The organism is Thermodesulfatator indicus DSM 15286 (assembly GCF_000217795.1).
Classification (GTDB): Bacteria; Desulfobacterota; Thermodesulfobacteria; order Thermodesulfobacteriales; family Thermodesulfatatoraceae; genus Thermodesulfatator; species Thermodesulfatator indicus.
The window spans coordinates 597,869-619,560 of record NC_015681.1 but is presented as its reverse complement, the minus strand read 5'-3'; the positions used below and the strand labels follow the sequence as shown (position 1 = coordinate 619,560).

The window sequence follows — 21,692 nt, the reverse complement described above, 5'->3', positions numbered from 1 at the left end:
TTTTTGCCAAATCAAATTTTGCTCACAATATGAGTATTCCTCTATCAGGAATAAGCTTTTGCTGTTTTTTAGAAAAGAACTTTTTTATTTCTTTGCCGGTTTCCTCTAGGAAACGCTTTGAACCAATTACGAGACTTTCAGAAAAATAACGTGTCCGATATACGAATTCTTTGGTTTTAGTTAATTTTTCAGGCTCACCAATGCCGCCTTTACCATAGACGAACTCTCGGTAGAGTCTGAGTTTCTCTTGTTCGGATTTGTCGGCATAAGAAGGAAGGCCTAGGTCAAGCGAGAGAAAATTTTTGCCTGTCCCTAATCTTGCTCGGTATCCTAGCGAGCACCAGCGGTAGTCTTCCGGCTTTTCTACAATCCCTGCCCGCACCGGGTTCAGTTCAATGTAGGCCAGGCAATTAAGCAAGGCCTCTCCAGTTTCAATGATTACGGACTTAAACCTGTCAGCCCAGAAGTAGCCTTTGCGGTCAACGCGTTTGTTATACCAGCGGGAGAATCTTTGCTTGATGTCCTGGACATAGCGGGAGAGGCTAGCTAAGCGCTCGCGCCATTTGGCAAGAAGTTCTTTGTAGATAAAGACTTTGCGCTTGCCCCGGTAATAGAGCTTTATGCGGCGAGCTACTTCCTCGTCAGAGAATTTGTCTTCGGGAAGCATGCGGCAGAGGAGATGGAAGTGGTTACCCATGATAGCAAAGCCATAGACTTCTACGAAGTATACCTGAGAGAGCCAGCTAATGAGATTGAGTAGGTGTTCTTTTTCTTCAGGGCCGAGCACGTTGTGGCCGGGTAAAGCCGTACGAGAAATGACGTGATAAGCGGCTTTGGGATGGTTGGTTAGCAAACGAGGGATTCTTGGCATAAAGCAAAACCTCCTGAAAAAATTTTTCGCCTGTCCCTCTTATCGGAAATCTTTGGACGGAGCTCAAATTTTTTCGCCTGTCCCTAAAATTTTCTTTATTTCCCAGGCTACTCTGCGGTTAAAACCGGGGAGACTGGTGATTTCCTCAATATTTGCTGACTTTATTTTTTCAATACTTCCGAAGTGCTTGAGAAGTCTCTTCTTACGTTTAGGGCCAACGCCTGGTATCTGGTCAAGAAGAGACTCAAAAGTTGCTTTTTTACGCCTTTTTTGATGGGAACTTAAAGCAAAACGATGGGCTTCATCTCTTACTCTTTGGAGAAAGCGTAAAACTTCTGTATGGCGCGCCAGTTTTAACGGGTTTTTACGGTTAGGAAGATAAATTTTTTCGCCTTCTTTGTCTCTTTCCTTAGCTAAGGCACAAAAGTCTATTTCCTTTAATAAGCCCATCTCTTCGGCAGCTGCCAAGGCCGCCTGTAGCTGACCTTTCCCGCCATCTATTAAAATGAGGTCAGGAAGATCATTTTCGGAAAGTCTTCTATTTAAGTGCCTTAACACCGTCTCGTAAATCATAGCGTAGTCATCAGGGCCTTCTATGCTTTTTATGTGATAGCGGCGATATCGGCTTTTATCTTCTTGTCCCTCCCAAAAAGACACCACCACGCCTACGGGAAGTTGCCCCTGGATATTTGAAATGTCCACTCCTTCTACCCGCAAAGGGATCTTTTTAAAACGTAAAATAATGGCAAGTTTTTCGGCAAGTTCTTCGTAAGGGCGCTCGCCAGCCAGACGTGCGGCCAAAGCCTCTTTGGCATTTTGCCTGGCCATATCCAGAAGTTCTTTTTTGGCCCCGCGTTTGGGCACTTTGATAACCACCTTGTGTTCTGCTATTTCACTTAGCCATTCTTCTAGCAATTCTCGATCACTCGGCTCACAGGGCAATAAAATTTCATGGGGGATATATTTACCCTCATCGTAAAATTGCTGAACTAAAGAGCTATAAAGTTCATCATTTTCATTACTTACTCGACTCAAGTTGAAGGTCTTCTTGCCAAGCAAGGCTCCTGAGCGGACAAAAAGAACCGCGCCTGAAACTTTATCTCCCTGAGAGGCCAGGGCAAAAACGTCAAGGTCTTCCTCCCTGGGGAGATTCACCGCTTGAGCTTCTAGCGTGCGCTCAATAGCAAAAATGCGGTCTCGTAAGGCGGCTGCTTTTTCAAATTCAAGATTTTCCGCCGCTTCTTCCATCTCTTGATAAAGGCTTTTCAAAAGCTCTTTAGCCTTGCCCTTTAAAAAGGCAACAGCCCCATCTACTATTTTTTTGTACTCTTCAGGAGTAATTAGCCCCACACAGGGAGCCGAGCAGCGGCCAATTTGATGGTAAAGGCAGGGACGCTCTCGGCGTCTGAACTCGGCGTTTGAACAACGCCTTAAAGGGAAAAAACGTGAAAGAAATTTTAGAGTCTGCCTCACTGCTCCTGCCGAGGGATACGGCCCAAAGTAAAGAGCCTTATCTTTGCGGCGCCTCCTTACTACGCTAAGACGGGGGAATTCATCTTTTAGGGACAGGCGAAGTAAAGGATAAGCCTTGTCATCGCGCAAAATGACGTTATAACGCGGCCGGTGCTTTTTTATTAGATTGGCCTCAAGGACCAGGGCTTCTTTTTCACTGCGGGTAACAATAGTTTCTAACTTTTCGGCTTTGGCGAGGAGAACACGAGTTTTATAAGGCTGGTCAGGGCGCAGATAACTTTGCAGACGCTTCCTGAGATTTTTGGCCTTGCCGACGTAAAGTACTTCGCCCTTGGAAGTCTTGAATAAATAAACTCCTGGCGCCGTAGGGGCCTTTTTTTTGATTAATTCCTGGTCAATCATGGGTGATGAGGGCTACCGCGTAGGCAGCAATACCTTCACCTCGGCCGGTAAAGCCCAGCTTTTCTGTGGTCTTTCCTTTAATATTTATAACTTTTGGTGAGCAACCGATGATCTCAGCAAGCTTTTCCTTCATAACTCTACGATACGGGCTAATCTTAGGTTTTTCGGTCACAATGGTAAGATCAGCGTTAACAAATTTAAAACCATTATTGTGAATCAGTTCAATTGTTTTTTTTAGAAGTATAAGACTTGAAACATCTCGGTATTTTTCGTCACTGTCAGGGAAGTGCTCGCCAATATCGCCAAGGCCAGCAGCTCCCAAAAGGGCGTCTATTAAAGCATGAGTAGCTACATCGGCGTCAGAGTGGCCAAGTAATCCAAGATGGTAAGGTATCTCCACCCCGCAAAGAATTAGTTTGCGGTCGGGAATGAAGCGATGTACGTCAAAACCAAAACCAACTCGCATGAGAAGAAATTTATAGCGAATTTTAGGGACAGGCAAATTTCTGTTTTTGGCACGTCCTTTGCATATTAAAGAAAGTAAAATAAAACATGGAGGAGGTTGGCTTATGAAAGATTTAATTAAAAAAGGATTGGCTGGTGCATTTGCCTTGGGATTGTTAGTAGTTCCACCAGTTTTTGCTGGCAAAGGTAAGGGAAGAGGAGACTGTGACAAAGATAGAGATCGCATTCACCAGAAATTACAGGATTGTGACTATACTCGTGATCGCTTGCATCTTCGTGATAGAGATTTAGACAGAGATAGACTTTTAGACAAAGATATGGATAGGGATAGAGATAGAATTCACTGGTAGAATTTTAATCGTTTGCTAAGCCCCAGGAAGCCCCGTTTCCCCACGGAAGCGGGGCTTTTTATTTTTTTCAAAAATTCAAAAATTTTTCGCCTGTCCCTAAAATCCGTACGAAAATTTTTCGCCTGTCCCCACCTATACCCAATTTAAGAAAAAATTTTTCGTAAAAATTGTCGAATAGGTAATTCTTGTCGAACAATTAATTCAAAAATTTAGATCTTTTCTTATCAGTGAGGTCAGGTAAACTTTTTTATCATCAAATCGAGGAAGGCCTTTTATGCCACGAGCCAAAAAAAGAGAACAATTATTTGATAGAGTGCCGCCGCAAGACATAGAAGCAGAAAAATGTGTTTTAGGCAGTATTTTTCTTGATAACAACGCCTTATTAAAAGTCGTCGAATTTTTAAATCCCGGGGATTTTTATCGGGCGGCCCATGGGGCCATATATCGCACCATGCTTGAGCTTTTCAATCGCAATGAACCCATTGATTTGGTTACCGTACATGCGGCCTTAAAAGAAAGGGATTTACTTGAACAAGTGGGTGGGGCCGCTTACCTGGCAGAACTGGCTGAGCTTGTTCCCACTGCAGCCAATGTGGTCTATTACGCTAACATTGTCCGGGAAAAATCTATCCTCAGGCGCCTCATTATGGCGAGCACAGAGATTGTCACGCGCTGTTATGAAGGAGCTGATCCGGTAGATGACCTTCTTGAAGAGGCAGAGCGAGCCATTTTTGAAATCAGGGCCCAGGGGAATAAACGAAGCTTTTTCCCCTTAAAAGAAGTTATCAAAGATGCCGTGCTTCAGATTGAACAGCTCCACCAGCGACGTGAAGAAGTTACCGGCGTACCCACTGGTTTTTACGAGTTTGACCGCCTGACCGCAGGTTTACAAAACTCTGACCTCATCATTGTGGCTGGTCGTCCAAGCATGGGTAAAACATCTTTTGCTTTAAATATTGCTCATCATGCGGCTGTAGAACATGGAATTCCTGTAGGTATTTTTTCTCTCGAAATGTCAAAGGAACAGCTGGCCATGCGTATGCTTTGTGCCGATGCCCGGGTTGATGCCCAGGCCTTGCGCACTGGGAAACTTACTGATGCCGATTGGCAGAGATTAACTTACGCGGCTAATAGGCTCTCTAAAGCCCCTATTTTTATTGATGATACCGCTGCTATAAGTGTCTTGGAGCTAAGGGCCAAGGCCCGTCGTCTTATGGCCGAACACGGGCTGGGGCTCATCATTATAGACTACCTTCAACTCATGAGAGGCAAAGAGCGTCGCGAACGGCGTGAGCAGGAAATTTCTGAAATCTCAAGCTCTCTCAAGGCTATGGCTAAAGAATTAAATGTTCCGGTAGTAGCTCTTTCACAGCTGAATAGGCGAGTAGAAGAACGGCCTGACAAAAGGCCCCAGCTCTCAGACCTCCGCGAATCAGGGGCTATTGAACAAGACGCTGATGTTATTCTTTTCATCTATCGTGACGAAGTTTACAAGAAAGATACGCTAGACAAAGGAATTGCTGAGATAATCATTGGTAAACAGAGAAACGGCCCCACAGGAGTGGTGCGTCTAGCCTTTCTTTCTCAATACTCTACCTTTGCCAATCTTGATGAAGACCATCAGGCAGCTATGGCCGCCGAAGTTTTTTAGAAAAGCTTGTCAAAGTTTAGGGTTTTGAGTATAAATTCCTTTTTGTTCATAACTTCTAGATTATCTCTATTTGGAGGTTAGCCATGTCAAAGGTTTGCGAAATTTGTGGAAGAAGGCCTCATACTGGACACCAGATTAGCCATTCGGCTAAGCGTTCTGGCCGCTGGTGGTATCCCAATATCCAGCGTATTCGGGTGAAACTACCCAACGGCCAGGTAAGAAGAATGAAAGTCTGCACTCGTTGTATCAAAGCCGGCAAAGTACAAAAGGCCGTTAGCTAGGCAAATCTTCTTTCTACGCGAATAACGCCTTCTATCTGCTTAACAGCGGCCATAATTTTGTCTAAATGGGCCCTGTTTAAGACTTCGATTACAAAGTCAAATAGGGCCCGTTGATCCTTAGTAGTACGTACACTGGCTTCTAAAATATTAGCTTCTTGAGCACTTATAGCGTTTGAAACCGAAGCCAGCATTCCTTTGCGGTCAACGGTTATTACCCAAAGTTTAGCTGTGTAAGTAGCACCATCACTTGAGTCCCACTTGATGTCTATTAAGCGTTCTGGGTCAAGCCCTTCAAGATTTGGGCAATCCGCCCGGTGCACTGTTATGCCGCGGCCGCGAGTCACGTAACCGATTACTTCGTCGCCTGGAAGAGGCTTGCAACACTTGCTCAAATGAAAGAGCATATCTCCACTTCCGTCTACAGAAATGGAATCTGGAATTTTAGGGATAGTTTGTTTTTTCTTGATTTTTATAAGCTCTTCTTCTGAGGGACGGGGGGCCTCTTCTTTTTGTTTCTCGTGGAGATATCTTTTAACTACTTGCTGCGGAGTAATTTTGCCGTAGCCTACCGCTATTATGAGCTCTTCAACAGTTTTAAAAGAAAGCTTCTGGGCTACTTCCTGGGCTCTTTCGTCTTCCATGAAAGCCGAAAGAGTAAGCTTGGCCTTTCGAAATTCGCGATCAAGAATTTCTTTGCCAGCGGTAAAGATGCGCTGTTTTTCTTCCTGTTTAAGCCATTGCTTGATTCGACTTTTAGCCCGGCTGGTTTTGACAAACTTAAGCCAATCTCTACTGGGTTTTTGATGGCTAGTGGTTACAATTTCAACTATATCGCCTGTTTGAAGTTCGTAATCAAGAGGTACTAAGCGGCCGTTGACTTTGGCCATAGCACAGTGATGGCCCACTTCGGTGTGAATGGCGTAAGCAAAATCAATTGGTGTTGAACCTACAGGTAGAACTTTTATGTCTCCCTCTGGGGTAAAGACATAAACCTCATCAGGGAATAAGTCCATTCTTAGAGATTCAATAAAGTCGCGCGGGTTTTTGAGCTCTTTTTGAAGTTCTACCAGGCGTTCTAACCATTCAAGTTGCTTATTTTTGCCTGTCCCTGCGTTTATGATTTTTTGTTCTTTGTAAAGAAAGTGCGCGGCGATACCTTCGTTGGCCACGCGGTCCATTTCTTCTGTGCGAATCTGGATTTCCATTTGCCGCCCACCAGGGCCTATTACTGTAGTATGAAGGGACTGATACATGTTGGCTTTAGGAAGGTTAATATAGTCCTTGAAACGCCCGGGAATAGGTTTCCAAAGTGAATGGATAATTCCTAAAACTTCGTAGCATTCTTTCACTTTTTTGACGATTACCCGCAGGCCGATAATATCGTAGATAAGATATAGTTGATCAATAGCAAGGTTATTACGCTGAAGTTTACGAAAGATACTATAAAGGTGTTTGCGCCGTCCAAGAACTTTAGCCTCAATGCCTTCTTCATCCAGTTTTTCTTTAATTACCTTTTTTATTTCGTCTATGAAATCTTGCCGAGCGGCTACGACTTTTTCTACTTCTTCGCGAAGGGTTTTGTATTCTTCAGGATAAAGATACATAAAAGACAGATCCTCAAGCTCCTGTTTAAGCCAATCTATACCCAGACGGCTGGCCAGCGGAGCGTATATGTCAAGGGTTTCCTGGGCAATACGCTTGCGCTTGTGATCTGGCATAAACTCAAGGGTTTTCATGTTGTGCAGGCGGTCAGCAAGTTTTACGAGAATTACCCGTAAGTCTTCAGCCATAGCTAGAAGCATTTTACGAAAGTTCTCCGCCTGCTTATGAACCTTGCTGCGCGCTGAAAGATGGGCAATTTTGGTAACTCCATCTACAATCTCAGCTACTACTGGGCCAAAATGCTTTTTTATGTCCTCAATAGTGACGTCTGTATCTTCAACAGTATCGTGTAAAAGGCCGGCGGCTATAGTGGGAAGGTCAAGCTTCATGCGAGCAAGGATATAGGCTACAGAAAGAGGATGAGCCAGATAAGGCTCCCCTGAACGCCTGACCTGCCCGGCGTGGGCCTTAGCGGCAAACACATAGGCCTTTTCTACTAGCCGGGTATCAGCCCCAGGCAAATAAGATTGAATTTGGTCTAAAATGTCACTCAAACGAACAACGTACTTATTTTCCATAATTTCAATTTTAAAATAATTCTTTTCTATAAAGATAGCATTTTTTATAAGAAAAAGCATTATTTTTCAATCACTCCACCTAAATTTCCGCCTAAGCGGAATCCAGGCTAAAAAAGGTTGACATGATTTCTACGTTAAGTTACTTTTTTGAAAGCTAACACGTGGGGCCGTAGCTCAGTTGGGAGAGCGCGTGAATGGCATTCACGAGGTCGAGGGTTCGAGTCCCTCCGGCTCCACCAATAAGGTTCTCAATATGGCCAGGCCAGAATTGGTAAAAAATATAACTCGCGAACAAAAAGTTTCTCGCTTAAGCCCTGAAAACGAAGTGGTCCTCAAAACCACCAAAGAAATCGTCGTAAAATTTATTGAAATGGGCCGTTGTTCTCCTGCCTCTTTTGACGAGGTATTCAAACAGGTCTTCAGAACCATTAAAGAAACCGTCACCACTGAAGAATAGCTAGCTAAAATATCTTTCTCTGTTAATCTCCAAGTTAAGCCATGAACCCTGACATTTACTTTATGCGCATAGCCTTAAAGGAAGGCCGAAAGGGCCTCGGACGTACTTCACCCAATCCGCCTGTAGGGGCAGTGGTGGTTAAAGACGGCCAAATCGTGGGCAAAGGTTATCATCGTCTGGCCGGGACACCCCATGCCGAGGTCCATGCCTTACGCGAAGCGGGTGAAAAGGCTAGGGGGGCAACCATTTATGTTACCCTTGAGCCCTGTAATCACTATGGGAAAACCCCTCCCTGCACTCAGGCCATTTTAAAGGCCGGGATAAAAAGAGTGGTCATTGGGGCGAGGGATCCGAATCCAAAAGCCCAGGGCGGCGCAGATTTCCTAAGAGTTAATGGCTTAGAGGTTACTACCGGGATTTTGGCAGAAGAATGTGCTGAGCTTTGCCGTTTTTTTCTTAAAACTGTAAAAGAAAGACGGCCCTGGATAATAGCCAAAGCAGCCATGAGCCTTGATGGCCGCATTGCTACGCGCACCGGGGATTCGAAATGGATTACCGGAGAGAAGGCCAGGCGTTTCGGCCACCGATTACGCCATATATGCGACGCCATCTTAGTGGGGAAAAACACGGTGTTAAAAGATGACCCACTTCTTACCTGTCGTCTTAAAGGTGGGAAAAATCCGGTTCGTATTATCCTTGATTCTAAGCTTTCGCTTCCTCTAGATCGCCAAGTCTTTTTGAATAAAGAAGCCCAAACCGTTGTAGCCTGTAATAACGAGGCCCCAAGAAATAAAGAAAAAGAGCTGAAAAAACTTGGTGTTATTGTATGGCGTCTTCCTGTTGAAAACAGTCAGGTTGACCTCAAGGCTTTACTTAAAAGAGCTTTTAACCAGGATATTTTGAGTATTCTGGTTGAAGGTGGCGCTGAGGTGCATGGAAGTTTTTTTGACCAGGGATTGGTCGATGAAATTGCTTTTTTTTATGGTCCGGTGATAATTGGTGGCAAAAGTTCTCCCTGTGCTATAGGAGGGGATGGTCCTGCTTTGCTTGCTCAAGCCTCAAGGCTTTCCAAGTTTTCCTTTAAAAGGTTGGGGGATTCGCTCTTAGTAAGAGGTTACTTAACCGAGCCTATAAGCCTGCTTTCTTTTTGACGGTTTTAGAGATTGCTTCGCCACTTCGTGGCTCGCAATAACAATCTAAGTGTCACGGCGAGCCTGTATGTTTCAGAGATTGCTTCGCTTCGCTCGCAATGACTTCTTTCGGTGTCTCTGCAAGACCTTTATTCTCCCTTGTTACTACGAACCCTGGCCACATTTGTCACTGCGAACCCTGGTCACATTTGTCACTGCGAGCTCTGGTCATATTTGTCACTGCGAGCCCTGATCACATTTGTCACTGCGAGGAGCCGCAGGCGACGAAGCAGTCCCTTTCACCATCGGCCATCTACCATCAGCCAATTACCAATTTGTCACTGCGAGCGAAGCGAAGCAGTCTCAGGGGCATAAAGCTATTCATCATTACTGATGCAACTTTTGCATCTTTTCTCGCCAGCTGGCCACCTCTTCGCTGGTGATAACATCTACTGAACCACCCTGAGGGCCGAACTCGCCAGCAGCCATGGCGTCTTCTAGCACGGCTTCCACCTCAAGATAGGCCTCTTTAAGCCGGCGCAGCACTTCTGGGTTGGCCTGCCAGAGGCCGCGGCTTTCAGCCTCAAGGAGGCGACGGGCTATTTCTTCAAGGGCCCAGGGATTATGTTCTTTGAAGAAACGGCGGTTTTCTTTGTTCAGGGCATAGGTGCGGGCCAGGTCGTCAAAGATCTGGTCGTCCACCTCGCGGGTGGTGGCCTGCCAGCCATAAACACGGCCAATGCGTTTGGCTATCTCCCCGGCTCCGCGGTAACCGTGGCGTTTCATGCCTTCTATCCACTTAGGGTTCAAAAGCTTGGCCTTTACCACCCGCCGAATCTCGGCAGCCAGAGTGCGCACTTCAACCTTGGAGGGGTCGCGCGTGTCCCCGTAATAAACCGGAATTTTGTGGCCTGAAAGCTCACGCGCCGCTAGCGTCAAGCCTCCGTGGGTGCCAAAATAACTGCAACAGCCAAAGAGGTCGTATTCGTCGGTCACGGTCTTGTTAAAGGTAAGTGATACGCTTTTTAGGTTCTCAGCAAGTTCAAGGTGGGCCTCCTGGCCAAAGGCTTCTTCGCCGTAAGCATAGCCGTTCCAATAGACAAAGACATCAGCCAAATCTCGTTCGTCTTTCCAGGCTGAGGCATAGACTGCAAGGTTCACCCCGGCCTTGTAAGTGCCGGGCTTTGAGGCAAAGAGCCTGAAAGTGGCCCTGCGCTTGGCCTCTTTTGCGGAAAACTTTTTCTTAAGGCTTTCAAGTTTGGCCAGGGTATGCTTGCGCACGAAATTTTTTTCAGGTGGCTCATCAAGCATAGCCACGGCTTGAATAGCCTTATCCACCAGGGTTATACAGTCAAAGAAGTTGTCCCGGGTGATGCCTGAAACCCTGATGGTCACGTCAATGCGCGGACGGCCGAGTTCTTCCAGAGGAATAACCTCAAAGCCTTTAACCCGGCCGTTTCCGAGCCATACGGGCCGCACGCCAATTAAGGCCAGGATCTTGGCCATGCCTTCGCCGTCAGCCCACATGATGTCGTTGGCCATCCAGTAAAGGGCGATGTTTTCCGGATATTTTCCGTGCTCGGCCAGGTATTTTTCAATCACCGCTTCAGCCAGGCGCTGGCCTACCTTATAGGCGGCTTTAGTAGGCACCCGGCGTGGGTCAAGGGTGTAAAAATTGCGCCCGGTGGGTAGTACGTCGTCTCGCCCGCGGGTAATTAAGCCCGAAGGCCCTGGCGGCACATAACCGCCGTCAAGGGCACGCAAAAGGGCCTCCCGTTCCCTTGAGGCCCTAACGCGGGCCTTTAAGTCCTCCACCCTGGCCCAGAGGTCAGAGAACTTAGCCAGCAGTTGGCTATCAAATTTTCCTTCTACCAGGGCCTGCCAGATTTCTTCGTCTTCCCAGGCTCTTTGCCAGCCGGGGTTTTCGTTAAGGTCATACCTTACGATGGCCCGCAGAAATTTGGCTAGCCTTTCACCCTCTGGCACCTCGCCAAATATGTGGAGACCGTCTTGCACCTGGGTCCCTTTAAGGCGGTTTAAGGTCTCGTGTATCACCCGGCAAAGGGCTAAAAAGTCGTCTTTTTCTTCGCCAAGCTCTTCCATCACTTCGCCGTAGAGTCCGGCCTTTTTGAGAGAGTCAACAATCATGTGCTCCAGGGCATGGGCCCTTGCGCCGTGGTTTTTCCTGGCCTCTTCGTATTCGCCAAGGAGATTGGAAAGAGCTTCAAGCTCGCCGTAAAGCCCGGCCTCTTGCATTACCGTTTGCATGTGGTCCACCAGCACGGCGTAGCTACGTCTCTTAGCGATAACCCCTTCCGGGGGATTGTCCGCGTTATAGATGTAAAGATGCGGCAGGTGGCCTATGGCCAGGTCTGGAAAACAGGCCTCAGAGAGCCCGGCTCCCTTGCCAGGCAAAAACTCAAGGTTTCCGTGAGTACCCACGTGAATAACGGCGTGGGCTCCAAAAACATCCTCAAAATAGCGGTAGGTAGCGAGATACTGATGCGGCGGCGGGATATCCGGGTCGTGAAGTATTTTGCAGACCCGGCCGTCACAGCGTGGGCCAGCACAGCCCCGTTTGGGTTGCACACAAACCAAGACATTACCGAAACGAAGCCCGGTAACTACGATCTGGCCTTTATAGACCATGGACGCGGGCACACCGTCTTTGGGCTCTCCTGGTGGCCTTCCCCAGGCAGCTTCTATCTTCTGGCGCACTTCTTCGGGAAACTCTCGCCACCAGCGCAGGTATTGTTCTAAAGATATAAGCTCAAGGGCTCCGCCCTTTTTTACGATTTCATCCACCGTGGTCCAGCGAAATTCTGAGATGGCCTTGCGGCTAAGTATCTCCTGGGCCAGGGCCTCACCGTTTTCCGGGATATTTTCAACGCGGTAGCCCCTGGCCTTAAGGTCGCGTAAAATGCGCACCACGCTTTCCAGGGCATCAAGGTTAGCTGCTCCACCCACCGTGGCCTCAACCGAAGCGCAGGGGTTATTGTGAAGCACAAAGACCAGGCGGCGATCTTCAGGTGGCGTATGCTTAAGGGCCAGCCAGCCGGCGATTCTTGCGGCCAGGTGCCTGATGCGTTCCTTAATGGGACGACGTTCTTCTAAAAGGGTGCCGGTTTCAGGGTCTTCCTCACGGTTGACCGCGAATATGGGAATCGGCTCAATAACCCCTTCAAATTCGGGCATGGCCAGGGCCCAGCCTATTTCCTGGGTAAGACCCTGGGGGTTTTTACGCCATTCTTCTTCGGTTTGGTAGTAAAGCCCGAGGGGTTGAAACACCGGTACGTTGAGTTTTTTCAAGAGCTCAACCCCTGAGGTGGAGGCGCTGGTATCGGCAAGGGCCCGGGAGCGCGTGCCCAGGAAAAAGGGTATGAGCTTGATCAGGGCGTCAATGGTCGGTCGGCCTTCTTTATCAAGAAAGAAGGCCTCAACCGCCCCGCGGCTACCTTTTGTGCCAAGGCTTTTGTCTTCAAGGCTGTAAGCAAAAACTGGAAGCACATTAAGCCCTTGGGCTTCAAGGGTTTTAATTGCTTCGTTTTCAACAGCAAGGTCTCCGTTAACCCAATATTGCCGTGAAAACAAAAGCCCTACCCAGGGTTTTTCAGGAGCCGGTTTGTACCAAGAAAGATAACTTTTAAGGTCTTCAAAAGGCTCAGGGGCTTCGGGATGATAAATGCCCATCCAGGGTAGCTCTTTAGGAGGCCCGTAAGAGACTTCAAGGCCGAGGCCCTGGGCCGCCAGGTAACGCACCAGGTTTTTGAGGTTTTCTTCGCCGCCGTAGAGAAGATAACGATAAACCGTGCCGCCAAGCTCTGCCCCTTTGAAAGAATGCCCCCACCAGGCGGCCTCAAAGCCTGACCAGATAACCGGCTTTTCCGGATAAAGACTTTTCAGTTCTTTGGCGAGCTCTTCCCAGAAGCCTTCAGAAGTGGCGTAGAGGACGATGAGGTCTGCCTCCTGGCATTCTTGGAGAAAGGCCTCAAGTACGTCCTGGTCTTCCAGTTTTCTGGTGGCCCACATCTTGAGGTTAAAAAGCCCTTCTGCCTGGGCCGCTTTTAAAAGCGGCGGAATGTAACTGTTCCACATGGCGGCAACTACTTTTTTCATTTAGGGCCTCCTTGCCGTAATTTTAAGGTTAAGGCCTGAGACTGCTTCGTCGCCTACGGCTCCTCGCAGTGACAGAAGGGGGAGCGGCTCCTCCCCGTAACGATATAGGGGCTGGCTCCTCCCCGTAACGACATAGGGACTGGCTTCTCTCCGTAACGACGTAGGGACTGGCTCCTCCCCGTAACGACATAGGAGCTGGCTCAGCGACATAGGGGCTGGCTCCTCGCAGTGACAACATGGCAGTCATTGCAAACTACGACCCTCTATCTTGTCATTGCGAGCCCTGTCTCCTTTTTGGTCATTGCGAGCCACGAAGTGGCGAAGCAATCTCGCCGTAGCTATCTCAATCTCTGTTTTTTCTGAATTTTGCAAAGGTCTCATTTTCTGGTATTTTCAGCACTTGTTAATATTTAGTTAACAAAAATAGCACGAAAAAGCCAAGATTTAAATCGCAGAAACACCATTTTTATTAATCCGAACGTTTTTTAGACAACAAGGCGTCAACGCGACATAATCGGCCCTGGTAAAGCAACCCTTCTTTGTCACGGCGAGGCCTTGTTAGAGGCCGAAGCCGTCCCTGTCCCGAGCGCAGCGAAGGGATCTCTAAAATAGAGATTGCCACGGCGACTTAAGTCTCCTCGCGACAAGGATTGCTTCGCTCCGCTCGCAGTGACATCACCTCTGTCACTGCGAGGAGGCCCGTAGGGCCACGAAGCAGTCCCTGGGATTGCTTCGGCCTCTAGCGAGGCCTCGCAATGACAGGGTTAAATTAAAACCATACAGTGACAGGGGGGAAGAATGCCTCCTCGCAGTGACTGTATGGTGATTGGCTGATGGTAGATGGCTGATAGTGAATAGTGAGAAAGAAAGGGCGGGTTTCCCCGCCCTTTAGCGCCTATCTTTTAAGCTCAAGGGAGAGGAACCAGCTTCGCCCCGGCGCTTTGTAGTAATCAAAGTAATCTTTGTCAAATAGGTTGTTTATTGAAAGGGAAAGGGCGAGTCTATCCCCTGCTAACCAGGAAGGTGTAGGCAAATAAACCGTGGTCTTAAGGTCTGCTACGAAATAATCCTCTGAGGTGGCGTAAACACCTTCTGCCACGTCGGAGTTGTCTTCTTCATGATAGACCTTGCCCACGTAGTGTCCATTAAAAGCAAAAGTGACTTTGGGCATCTCGATTCCAATGTTGAAGTTCCATATCCAGGGTGGAGTTTTGACGAAACGCTTGCCTTCAGAAGATGGGTCTGCCGGGTTTGAGGTAATTTTAGTATCGTTTCTTGTATAGTTTATACCTAAGTTTAGCCAGTGAGTGGGTTTGGCCTTGATCCCAGCTTCAAATCCGTAAATTCTGCCTTCTCCAGCATTAATGTAGTATTTGTCCGAGCCAACACTTTTGCGATAGATCAGGTCTTCAAGCTTGGTAGAATAAATACTTGCTTCAAAATTGAGACGCCCATCCCAGAGCTTTTGAGTTAAAGATAATTCGGTGGTATATGCTTTTTCTGGGTCTAGATTGGGATTAGCGTGATAAGTAGTTCCCCAGGAAGAAACCCAAGTACGATAAAGTTCGTATACATTGGGGGCCCGAAAGGCTTTGCCATAAGAGAGCCGCAGGGTAGTATCCTGGAGAGGATTCCAGACCAGAGCTATTTTAGGAGAAGCTGTTCCTGTATCTCTTGAAGGATAAGAACCGTCAACGCTGGAATAGCCGTTATAAGTCCACCAATGGTCGTAACGCAGGCCCAAGAATAAATCAAGATCATCTCTTAAAGCCCATTTATCCTGGGCAAATAGGCCCAAAGTGCCTACATAACCGCCTGAACGATAAGTTTCATCTCCTTTAGAGTCAGGATCCCGATAAAAAGAAAGATCGTATTCCTTGGTGTCTGCTTTATCCAAACGATATGTAATACCAACAGTTAATAAGTGATTAGCAAATAAGTCAAAAGCGCTGTTTAAATCTGTGTAGAAGGTGTCGGCCTTAGTCTTAGCAAGATTACCATCTGCCGTGTAGTAGTCTTTAGTATATGTTTTTGTTGTAGTATAATATTTATCCCTTTTTATATATCCTAAAGTAACATTTGTTTCAGCTTTACCAAATTTATTTTTAGCATTTAATGTCCAGAGATCTGTTTGGTTTCGACCTATTCCCGTATAATAAATATAGTTTGAAGGTTTTACGGAAACATACTGTCCGTCAGGTAAAGATACATTTCCACTAAAAGAAGGCTCATCGGTGGCGGGATCGTAAACATAAGTATGAGGCGGTCCGTAGCCGTAACTTGACCAGCCGTGCTGATAGCTGAGCTTCAAAAAGCCATCTGGGCTAAAGGTCCAGCCTAAAGCGGCGTTATAGTTTTCTCGTCTGCCCCAGTTGTCACCTTTGTCACCTACTACCCACTTGAGCTCGGTTCCTGTTTTGTCAAGCATTGGATAGCCACCCATAAGAGTACCGCTTCCGCTTTTGGGGCTTCTAAGCACCAAAGAGTTTGAATACCCATGATCAATATCCTTCTCAAAACCAAGCAGAAAAGAAACATCTCCTATACGATTGCCCAGTCCCAGACGATACCCCTGAGTTACGCTTTCTCCGCCTCCAAAACCACCTTTGGCCCAGTAAGTGAGTTTGGTAGGCAATTCGGTAAAGAGGCTCACCACCCCGCCCATGGCGTTTCCACCCCAAAGCGCCGAATAGGCCCCTCGCACCACTTCAATGCGATCTATGTTATAGGTGGATAAGTTGTTCCAGGGCACTCCACCGTAATAGCCGTCGTTTATGGGAACTCCGTCGAGCAAAATCAGGGTGCGTTTCTGATAGGGGATACCTCGCAAGGTAACAGAGGCCAAAGTGTCCATGAGGCCTTTGGTGCGTCTCACATAAACTCCGGCCTCGTTTTCAAGGGCCTTATCTATGGTGACCAGGTGTTTATCCTCCATGTCCTTTTTGGTGATTACCGTGACACTGGCCGGCACGTCTTTAAGGGGTGTTTCAGTTTTGGTAGCGGTGACCACCACCTCGCCCAGAGAAACCGCGTTATCCGCGGCCTTGGCCTGAGAGGCCGTAAACATAGACAAAATCAAAGCCAGGAACAATGACCAAAAATACATAACACGCCCTCCCGTACTATGGATTTTTGAAGCTCTATATGTAGCAAGAAAATACAATTCGTGTCAATAATTTTTCAACGAGACTGATGATATTAATTCAAGCATTTTTTAGGTAACAAAGTGTCATCGCTGGCATAATCACCAAGGCGAAGTGACCCTCGCTGGCATGGAGAGGCCTTGTTAGAGGCTAAAGCAGTTTGCCTCTGAACTAGGAAAAATCTTTTAAAAAGTAGGAGAAGGCTTAATTTTTTCGCCTGTCCCCTGTCTCTAATTTTGGAATAAGTTATAATCCCATTTTGTGTTATATACCGATGCTATTTACTTGATATTGGCTATTTTGCTTTTCTCAAGCTGGCCAGCTGAGGCTACCCTGCCTTTGCCAGAGATTTTTCTGGCCTGGTTTATAAAAGAAATTTCCCTGCTTCTGCTGGCCGTTTATAAGTTTAAACGTGCTCGTACCGCCAGAGATTTTATTAGTGCTCAAACCTTCTTGAAGTTCCTGGCCTTTGGTTGTTTTGCCCTGGACGTTATAATCTTGGAGATTCCCGCCTTTATTCCTCAGGAAAAAAGCTTTCTTAAGGATTTAGTAGGCGTTATCCTTTTTCTTCACTATCTGATACTTGTTTGGGCTGTAGCCGCTTTTTACGAAAAAAGAAGCCCTCTAGCCAATATTTCTGTTCCCGCCTACGTCCTTTCACACCTTAAGCTTCTTTTCCCCTTTTTGCTGCCCTGGTTTCTGGTAAACGCCCTTTTTAGCCTTCTGGAAGGACGTTTACCTTTCAATCAAGGCATTTACGGAGAGCTCTTTTACTTTGTTTGTTTCCTGGGAGCCATTATTCTTCTCATGCCACCGCTTGCGGTAAAAACCTGGGAATGTAAGCCATTTCCTGTAAGCAATATTAGAAGGATTATCGAAGACTATATCTCGCGGGAAAGGGCCCGCCTGGGAGGTATTTATCTCTGGGAAACCTTTAGAGGCAAGCTTTTGACTGCAGGTGTTATTGGGGTTGTTCCTCGCTTCCGCTATCTTCTGATTTCAAGAGGCCTTCTTGCCACCCTTGAAGAGGCAGAAGTCCTCTCGGTAGTTGCCCACGAAATTGGCCACATTAAGCGGCATCACATGTTCTGGTTGCTTACCTTTTTCGTTCTTTTTAGCCTCATCATCTACTTTGCCTTTATTCCGCTTTATCTTGTTTTTCTTGCCTATTTCCCCCGTCCGGATTTGCTTGTCTTATGGGGTGGTGAGAACCTGCTTTTGCCTGAGGCTCTGCTTACCATTGGGCTGGCGGTAAGTGTAGTGCTTTATTTTCGGTTTTTACTGGGTTTTTTCTTGCGAAATTTTGAACGCCAGGCAGACCTTTATTGCCTGGAAAGTCTCGGCACCGCCCAGGGCCTTGTTCGGGCCTTTAAAAAAATTGCCGCTATCTCCGGACATACCGAAGACGTCCCCAGCTGGCATCACTTCAGCATTAGGCAAAGAATCGAATTTCTTGAGGCCGCTGAAAGTGATCCAACTCTTATAAGCAGGCACCATCGTAAGGTGAAGCTTTGTTTGGTGAGCTATCTTTTCTTGGCTGTGTTGTTGATAGGGCTTTTTAATCGTTTGCCAGCTGAACACCTTGAAAAAAGGGCGAGACTTAACCTCTACTACGGTGAACTCCTGGAAGAAGCCCGGGTTTTTGGGAATCCTGAAGTCCTTGCCTTGCTCGGGCACGTGGCTTACGAGCTCGGACGAGAAAAAGAGGCCTTAAATTGGTATGAAAAGGCCCTCACCCTCAAAGAAGACCCGGAAATTTTGAATAACATGGCCTGGATTTTGGCCACCACCAAGGATAAGGCCTTGAAAGACCCTAAAAAAGCCTTGAGCCTTGCGCAGAAGGCTACGGCCCAAAAACTTACCGCCATCCACCTGGATACCCTGGCCGAGGCCTGGTTTGCCAACGGTAATCCGCAAAGGGCCTGCCTTTACGCCACCCTTGCGGCAAGAAGAGCTGAACTTGCCCCTGACTTTTACGAAAATCTGCGTTATTATCGCCAACAAAAAGAAAAATTTTGCCATGCTGAGAGGACACCATAAAAGATACCATAAACTTTATCTTTATTCTTTTGACCGGAAGCATCCGGCGCTTCACGAAATCGACGACGAAGATTTCATAGGTTGCTGGGAAGAAGATGGCCTTGCTATCGTCTTTTTTCATAAGCCTAAAGATGCCCTGCTGGATCGCCTAGCTAAAGAGCTTGGCCTTACCATAGAAGACAGGGCTGAAGTCTCTTACGACGAATGGAGTGAGGGGCGTAAAATCTCATGCCTCAAGTTTGGCGATATTGTCCTGCGGCCGGTGTGGGAAGAAGGGCCTGGCCTTAAGTTTGATCCCGGTGTGGTCTTTGGTTCGGGCAACCATCCAACCACCAAACTCTGCCTTTCCTGGATATACAAACTATGGCAAGAATATGGGCCGTTTGAAAAGGTAGCTGACCTTGGCTGCGGGGCAGGCCTTCTCTCTCTCCTTTCGGCAAGCCTTGGGGCCCAGGTACTTGCCGTTGACTTCAACCCCCTTTGTGTGGAGCTCACCCGCAAAAATTTAGCCTTAAATCACCTCGAACACCGGGCTACCGTGTATTGTGAAGACGTAAAAAAACTTGTCCCCTTTGAGGCGGATCTGGTTATTGCTAATCTTTTTAAAGGCCTTTTGCTTGACCTCTTTGGCCTTCCTTCTTTCTGGCAAAATCGCTATTATCTCTTTTCGGGGTTTTCTCCTGCTATGGAGAAAGAACTAAGAGAAGCCCTCTGGCCAAAGGCCAGAATAAAAGGCCGAGAAGAAGAAAACGGCTGGGTAATCTGGTTTGTAGAAAACGAGGTCTAAGGTGATTCTTGCCGTTGACATAGGGAACACCAATACTACCTGCGGTTTTTTTGCCGAAGATGAGCTCCTTTTTCGTTTTCGCCTCTTTTCAAGCTTAAATCAAACGGCTGATGAGCTGGCCTTACGTTTAAACGGTTTATTAGAACTTAGAGGAAAAAGCCTTGCCGATATAAAGCACCTTCTTATTGGCTCGGTGGTCCCACCACTTACTAAAACATGGCTTGAGATGGCTTCTATTTATGGTATTGAAGATGTAAAAGTGGCCACTCCAGAAAAAATAGGCATTCCCGTAAAGCTTAGATATCCTTGTGAGGTGGGAGTTGATAGGGTCTTAAATGCCCTTGCTGGCTGGCATAAATATCGCCAGAGCTTGATAATCGTTGATTACGGCACGGCTACCACTTTTGATTGTATTTCTGAAAAAGGGGAATATCTTGGCGGGGCTATTGCTCCAGGAGTCATGGCTGCGGCTGAGACCCTTTTTAAAAAGACTTCAAAACTACCAAGACTAGAGTTCTCCAAGGTTCCTGAAGAAATAATCGGAAAAGACACCATCTCCGCCATGAGGACCGGGGTCCTCTGGGGTTTTGCGGCCTTAACTGACGGGCTTATTACCCGCCTGGCCGGGGAGTTTGAAAAAAAACCTTACGTTATAGCCACCGGGGGCCTTGCCAAACTCATGGCCAGATTATCTTTACAAATAAAGGAGGTAGAACCAGATCTGACTTTAGAGGGGCTGGTCATTTGGTTTAAAAAGAAAAATGAATAAACCTGTTTTGTTTATCGGAGCTAGAGGCGCAGTTTTTTCGCCAGCAGGCGTTCCAGACCCTAAAAAAATAGCCAATGGAGTAAACTTTTTGAAAACCTGGGGTCTTGAAATAGACGTTGACCCTGAGTGTTTTAAAAATTGCCGTTACCTTGCGGGAAGAGACGAAGAAAGGGCCTTACATCTTGTCTCTCTCCTTGAAAAGCCCTATACCTTTCTTTGGGCCAGCCGCGGAGGATATGGTTCCTTGCGCCTTTTGCCTTTACTTGACGAACTTATAGAGAGAATCAGACATCCTGTCTGGATAATCGGTTTTAGTGATGTGAGCATCCTGCTCAATTATTTCTTTTCCCGTTTTGGTCTGCTGACACTTCATGCGCCGGTTATATCTTCTATCTTTGAAGTAAGCCTTTGCACTCTGGCAGTCCTCAAAAACACTCTCTTTGGCCGAAAGAGAGTGTTTCTTATAGGTGAAGTATGGCGTGAAGGTGAGGCCCAGGGGCTACTTATTGGCGGGAATCTGGTCTCTGTGGCAAGTCTATTAGGTAGCCGCTGGGCTCCTGATTTTTCGGGAAAAATTCTTTTCCTCGAAGAGGTAAACGAGGACCTCTATCGCCTGGATCGTCTTGTCACTCAGCTCTATAATTACGGGGTGTTTGAAGAAATTTCTGGTCTTGCTTTGGGTGAGTTCAAAGGTGTTAATTATCAGGAAATAATCCCTCTGTTTAAGGAGGTTTTTAATGGCCCCATATTGGCAGGGCTTCCGGTGGGCCACGGTATAAAAAATTATCCCCTTGTCATTGGCGCAAGAACCCATCTTTGCACTCGCTACGGCCAGGCCTATTTACTCCAGGATATCTATTAATCCGCGTTTACACGGCTAGAGGTCTTGTGAGAGATGTACCCCTCGCGGCAATTTTATAGGTTAATCTCAATCCGAGCGTTTTTTAGACAACAAAGCCTCAACGCCGGCATAATCGGCCCTGGCGAAGCAACCCTTCTTTGTCACGGCGAGGCCTTGTTAGAGGCCGAAGCCGTCCCTGTCCCGAGCGCAGCGAAGGGATCTCTAAAATAGAGATCACCACGGCGACTAAGTCTCCTCGGGACAGAGATTGCTTCGCTCCGCTCGCAATGACCAGGTATTTTGTCGCCTGTTTAATGACTCCATTACTACAATTTGTTGCTGTATCAAATTGAGACCTTTGCAAAATTCAAATAACATGGATAGATCACTACGGTGCCATCGGCGCCTCGGGACAAGGATTGCTTCGGCTGCTGGCGCCGCTCCTTGTGCCATCAGCCATTTACCATCGGCTATCGACCACACTGTCACTGCGAGCCCGTATGGGCGAAGCAGTCTCTAATAAATATTTTGCAAAAGTCTCAAATTAATTAAACAATCTTAACAGATAAATCAGTAAAATTGATCTGATTAGGGCTTGCGTTAAAGCGTAGAAATGTCAATAATTGTCGTGGAGTGTTAAGCCAAGCGATGGTAATATTTGTCTCAAAAATTAAACAAAATATGGTTGACAAACAGATGGCTCTTGGCCTATAAAGAAATGTATCTATGAAGCAGG

15 protein-coding genes and 1 tRNA gene are annotated in these 21,692 nt (G+C 47.0%); 10 read left to right on the top strand and 6 right to left on the bottom strand.

Annotation, left to right across the window (positions count from 1 at the left end; genetic code table 11):
- Positions 1-22: 22 nt before the first annotated feature.
- The 3 genes from THEIN_RS02950 to ispF form a co-directional block, all read right to left on the bottom strand.
- Positions 23-871 carry a transposase gene (locus THEIN_RS02950; RefSeq protein WP_013907211.1) on the bottom strand — a complete coding sequence of 283 codons (849 nt, stop codon included), beginning with the start codon at positions 869-871 and terminating at the stop codon, positions 23-25.
- A gap of 63 nt (positions 872-934) precedes the next feature.
- Positions 935-2,746, bottom strand: a complete 1,812-nt coding sequence (gene uvrC / locus THEIN_RS02945; RefSeq protein ID WP_013907210.1) for an excinuclease ABC subunit UvrC — start codon at positions 2,744-2,746, stop codon at positions 935-937.
- Positions 2,739-3,212 (bottom strand): 2-C-methyl-D-erythritol 2,4-cyclodiphosphate synthase, encoded by a 474-nt coding sequence (gene ispF / locus THEIN_RS02940; protein WP_013907209.1) that lies wholly within the window; start codon positions 3,210-3,212, stop codon positions 2,739-2,741. The genes uvrC and ispF overlap by 8 nt, the downstream gene beginning before the upstream one ends.
- A gap of 103 nt (positions 3,213-3,315) precedes the next feature.
- Between ispF and THEIN_RS02935 the strand changes: the two genes are divergently transcribed.
- From THEIN_RS02935 to rpmB, 3 genes are all read left to right on the top strand, one after another.
- Positions 3,316-3,561, top strand: a complete 246-nt coding sequence (locus tag THEIN_RS02935; protein WP_013907208.1) for a hypothetical protein — start codon at positions 3,316-3,318, stop codon at positions 3,559-3,561.
- 274 nt (positions 3,562-3,835) lie between these two features.
- Entirely contained in the window at positions 3,836-5,212 is a 1,377-nt protein-coding gene (gene dnaB, locus THEIN_RS02930) for a replicative DNA helicase (RefSeq protein WP_013907207.1), read from the top strand.
- 83 nt (positions 5,213-5,295) lie between these two features.
- Positions 5,296-5,493, top strand: coding sequence for a 50S ribosomal protein L28 (rpmB, locus tag THEIN_RS02925; RefSeq protein ID WP_013907206.1), 198 nt, complete (start codon positions 5,296-5,298; stop codon positions 5,491-5,493).
- Here the strand turns inward: rpmB and THEIN_RS02920 are convergent.
- The gene (locus tag THEIN_RS02920) at positions 5,490-7,673 is read right to left on the bottom strand and encodes a RelA/SpoT family protein (protein WP_013907205.1); all 2,184 of its coding nucleotides are present in this window, start codon (positions 7,671-7,673) and stop codon (positions 5,490-5,492) included. The genes rpmB and THEIN_RS02920 overlap by 4 nt on opposite strands.
- A 163-nt stretch (positions 7,674-7,836) precedes the next feature.
- On the opposite strand from THEIN_RS02920, the gene THEIN_RS02915 reads away from it, so the two are divergent.
- The 3 genes from THEIN_RS02915 (at position 7,837) to ribD (ending at position 9,281) form a co-directional block, all read left to right on the top strand.
- A tRNA-Ala gene (locus THEIN_RS02915) sits at positions 7,837-7,912 on the top strand.
- Between the two features lie 14 nt (positions 7,913-7,926).
- Complete coding sequence (locus THEIN_RS02910; protein WP_013907204.1) at positions 7,927-8,130, top strand: hypothetical protein; 204 nt, start codon at positions 7,927-7,929, stop codon at positions 8,128-8,130.
- A 41-nt stretch (positions 8,131-8,171) separates the two neighbouring features.
- On the top strand, positions 8,172-9,281 hold the full coding sequence (gene ribD, locus THEIN_RS02905) for a bifunctional diaminohydroxyphosphoribosylaminopyrimidine deaminase/5-amino-6-(5-phosphoribosylamino)uracil reductase RibD (RefSeq protein ID WP_013907203.1): 1,110 nt from the start codon (positions 8,172-8,174) through the stop codon (positions 9,279-9,281).
- Positions 9,282-9,647: 366 nt separating this feature from the next.
- On the opposite strand, the gene THEIN_RS02900 is transcribed toward ribD, so the two are convergent.
- Both THEIN_RS02900 and THEIN_RS02890 read right to left on the bottom strand, forming a co-directional pair.
- On the bottom strand, positions 9,648-13,376 hold the full coding sequence (locus THEIN_RS02900) for a cobaltochelatase subunit CobN (RefSeq protein WP_013907202.1): 3,729 nt from the start codon (positions 13,374-13,376) through the stop codon (positions 9,648-9,650).
- Positions 13,377-14,271: 895 nt separating this feature from the next.
- Positions 14,272-16,482 carry a TonB-dependent receptor gene (locus tag THEIN_RS02890; protein ID WP_013907201.1) on the bottom strand — a complete coding sequence of 737 codons (2,211 nt, stop codon included), beginning with the start codon at positions 16,480-16,482 and terminating at the stop codon, positions 14,272-14,274.
- Positions 16,483-16,780: 298 nt separating this feature from the next.
- Between THEIN_RS02890 and THEIN_RS02885 the strand changes: the two genes are divergently transcribed.
- The 4 genes from THEIN_RS02885 to THEIN_RS02870 are packed head-to-tail and all read left to right on the top strand — an operon-like array spanning position 16,781 to position 20,977.
- A complete protein-coding gene (locus THEIN_RS02885) occupies positions 16,781-18,559 on the top strand; it encodes a M48 family metallopeptidase (RefSeq protein ID WP_013907200.1) in 1,779 nt (592 codons plus the stop codon).
- Positions 18,540-19,346 carry a 50S ribosomal protein L11 methyltransferase gene (locus THEIN_RS02880; RefSeq protein WP_013907199.1) on the top strand — a complete coding sequence of 269 codons (807 nt, stop codon included), beginning with the start codon at positions 18,540-18,542 and terminating at the stop codon, positions 19,344-19,346. The genes THEIN_RS02885 and THEIN_RS02880 overlap by 20 nt, the downstream gene beginning before the upstream one ends.
- A 1-nt stretch (position 19,347) precedes the next feature.
- Positions 19,348-20,115, top strand: coding sequence for a type III pantothenate kinase (locus THEIN_RS02875; protein ID WP_013907198.1), 768 nt, complete (start codon positions 19,348-19,350; stop codon positions 20,113-20,115).
- Entirely contained in the window at positions 20,108-20,977 is an 870-nt protein-coding gene (locus tag THEIN_RS02870; RefSeq protein WP_013907197.1) for a S66 peptidase family protein, read from the top strand. Before THEIN_RS02875 ends, THEIN_RS02870 begins: the two co-directional genes overlap by 8 nt.
- Positions 20,978-21,692: the final 715 nt, after the last annotated feature.

Excerpts from the sequence above, each read along its gene's own strand:
- THEIN_RS02950 (WP_013907211.1), bottom strand. The coding sequence starts at position 871 with ATGCCAAGAATCCCTCGTTTGCTAACCAACCATCCCAAAGCCGCTTAT.
- uvrC (WP_013907210.1), bottom strand. The coding sequence starts at position 2,746 with ATGATTGACCAGGAATTAATCAAAAAAAAGGCCCCTACGGCGCCAGGA.
- ispF (WP_013907209.1), bottom strand. The coding sequence starts at position 3,212 with ATGCGAGTTGGTTTTGGTTTTGACGTACATCGCTTCATTCCCGACCGC.
- THEIN_RS02935 (WP_013907208.1), top strand. The coding sequence starts at position 3,316 with ATGAAAGATTTAATTAAAAAAGGATTGGCTGGTGCATTTGCCTTGGGA.
- dnaB (WP_013907207.1), top strand. The coding sequence starts at position 3,836 with ATGCCACGAGCCAAAAAAAGAGAACAATTATTTGATAGAGTGCCGCCG.
- rpmB (WP_013907206.1), top strand. The coding sequence starts at position 5,296 with ATGTCAAAGGTTTGCGAAATTTGTGGAAGAAGGCCTCATACTGGACAC.
- THEIN_RS02920 (WP_013907205.1), bottom strand. The coding sequence starts at position 7,673 with ATGGAAAATAAGTACGTTGTTCGTTTGAGTGACATTTTAGACCAAATT.
- THEIN_RS02910 (WP_013907204.1), top strand. The coding sequence starts at position 7,927 with ATGGCCAGGCCAGAATTGGTAAAAAATATAACTCGCGAACAAAAAGTT.
- ribD (WP_013907203.1), top strand. The coding sequence starts at position 8,172 with ATGAACCCTGACATTTACTTTATGCGCATAGCCTTAAAGGAAGGCCGA.
- THEIN_RS02900 (WP_013907202.1), bottom strand. The coding sequence starts at position 13,376 with ATGAAAAAAGTAGTTGCCGCCATGTGGAACAGTTACATTCCGCCGCTT.
- THEIN_RS02890 (WP_013907201.1), bottom strand. The coding sequence starts at position 16,482 with ATGTATTTTTGGTCATTGTTCCTGGCTTTGATTTTGTCTATGTTTACG.
- THEIN_RS02880 (WP_013907199.1), top strand. The coding sequence starts at position 18,540 with ATGCTGAGAGGACACCATAAAAGATACCATAAACTTTATCTTTATTCT.
- THEIN_RS02870 (WP_013907197.1), top strand. The coding sequence starts at position 20,108 with ATGAATAAACCTGTTTTGTTTATCGGAGCTAGAGGCGCAGTTTTTTCG.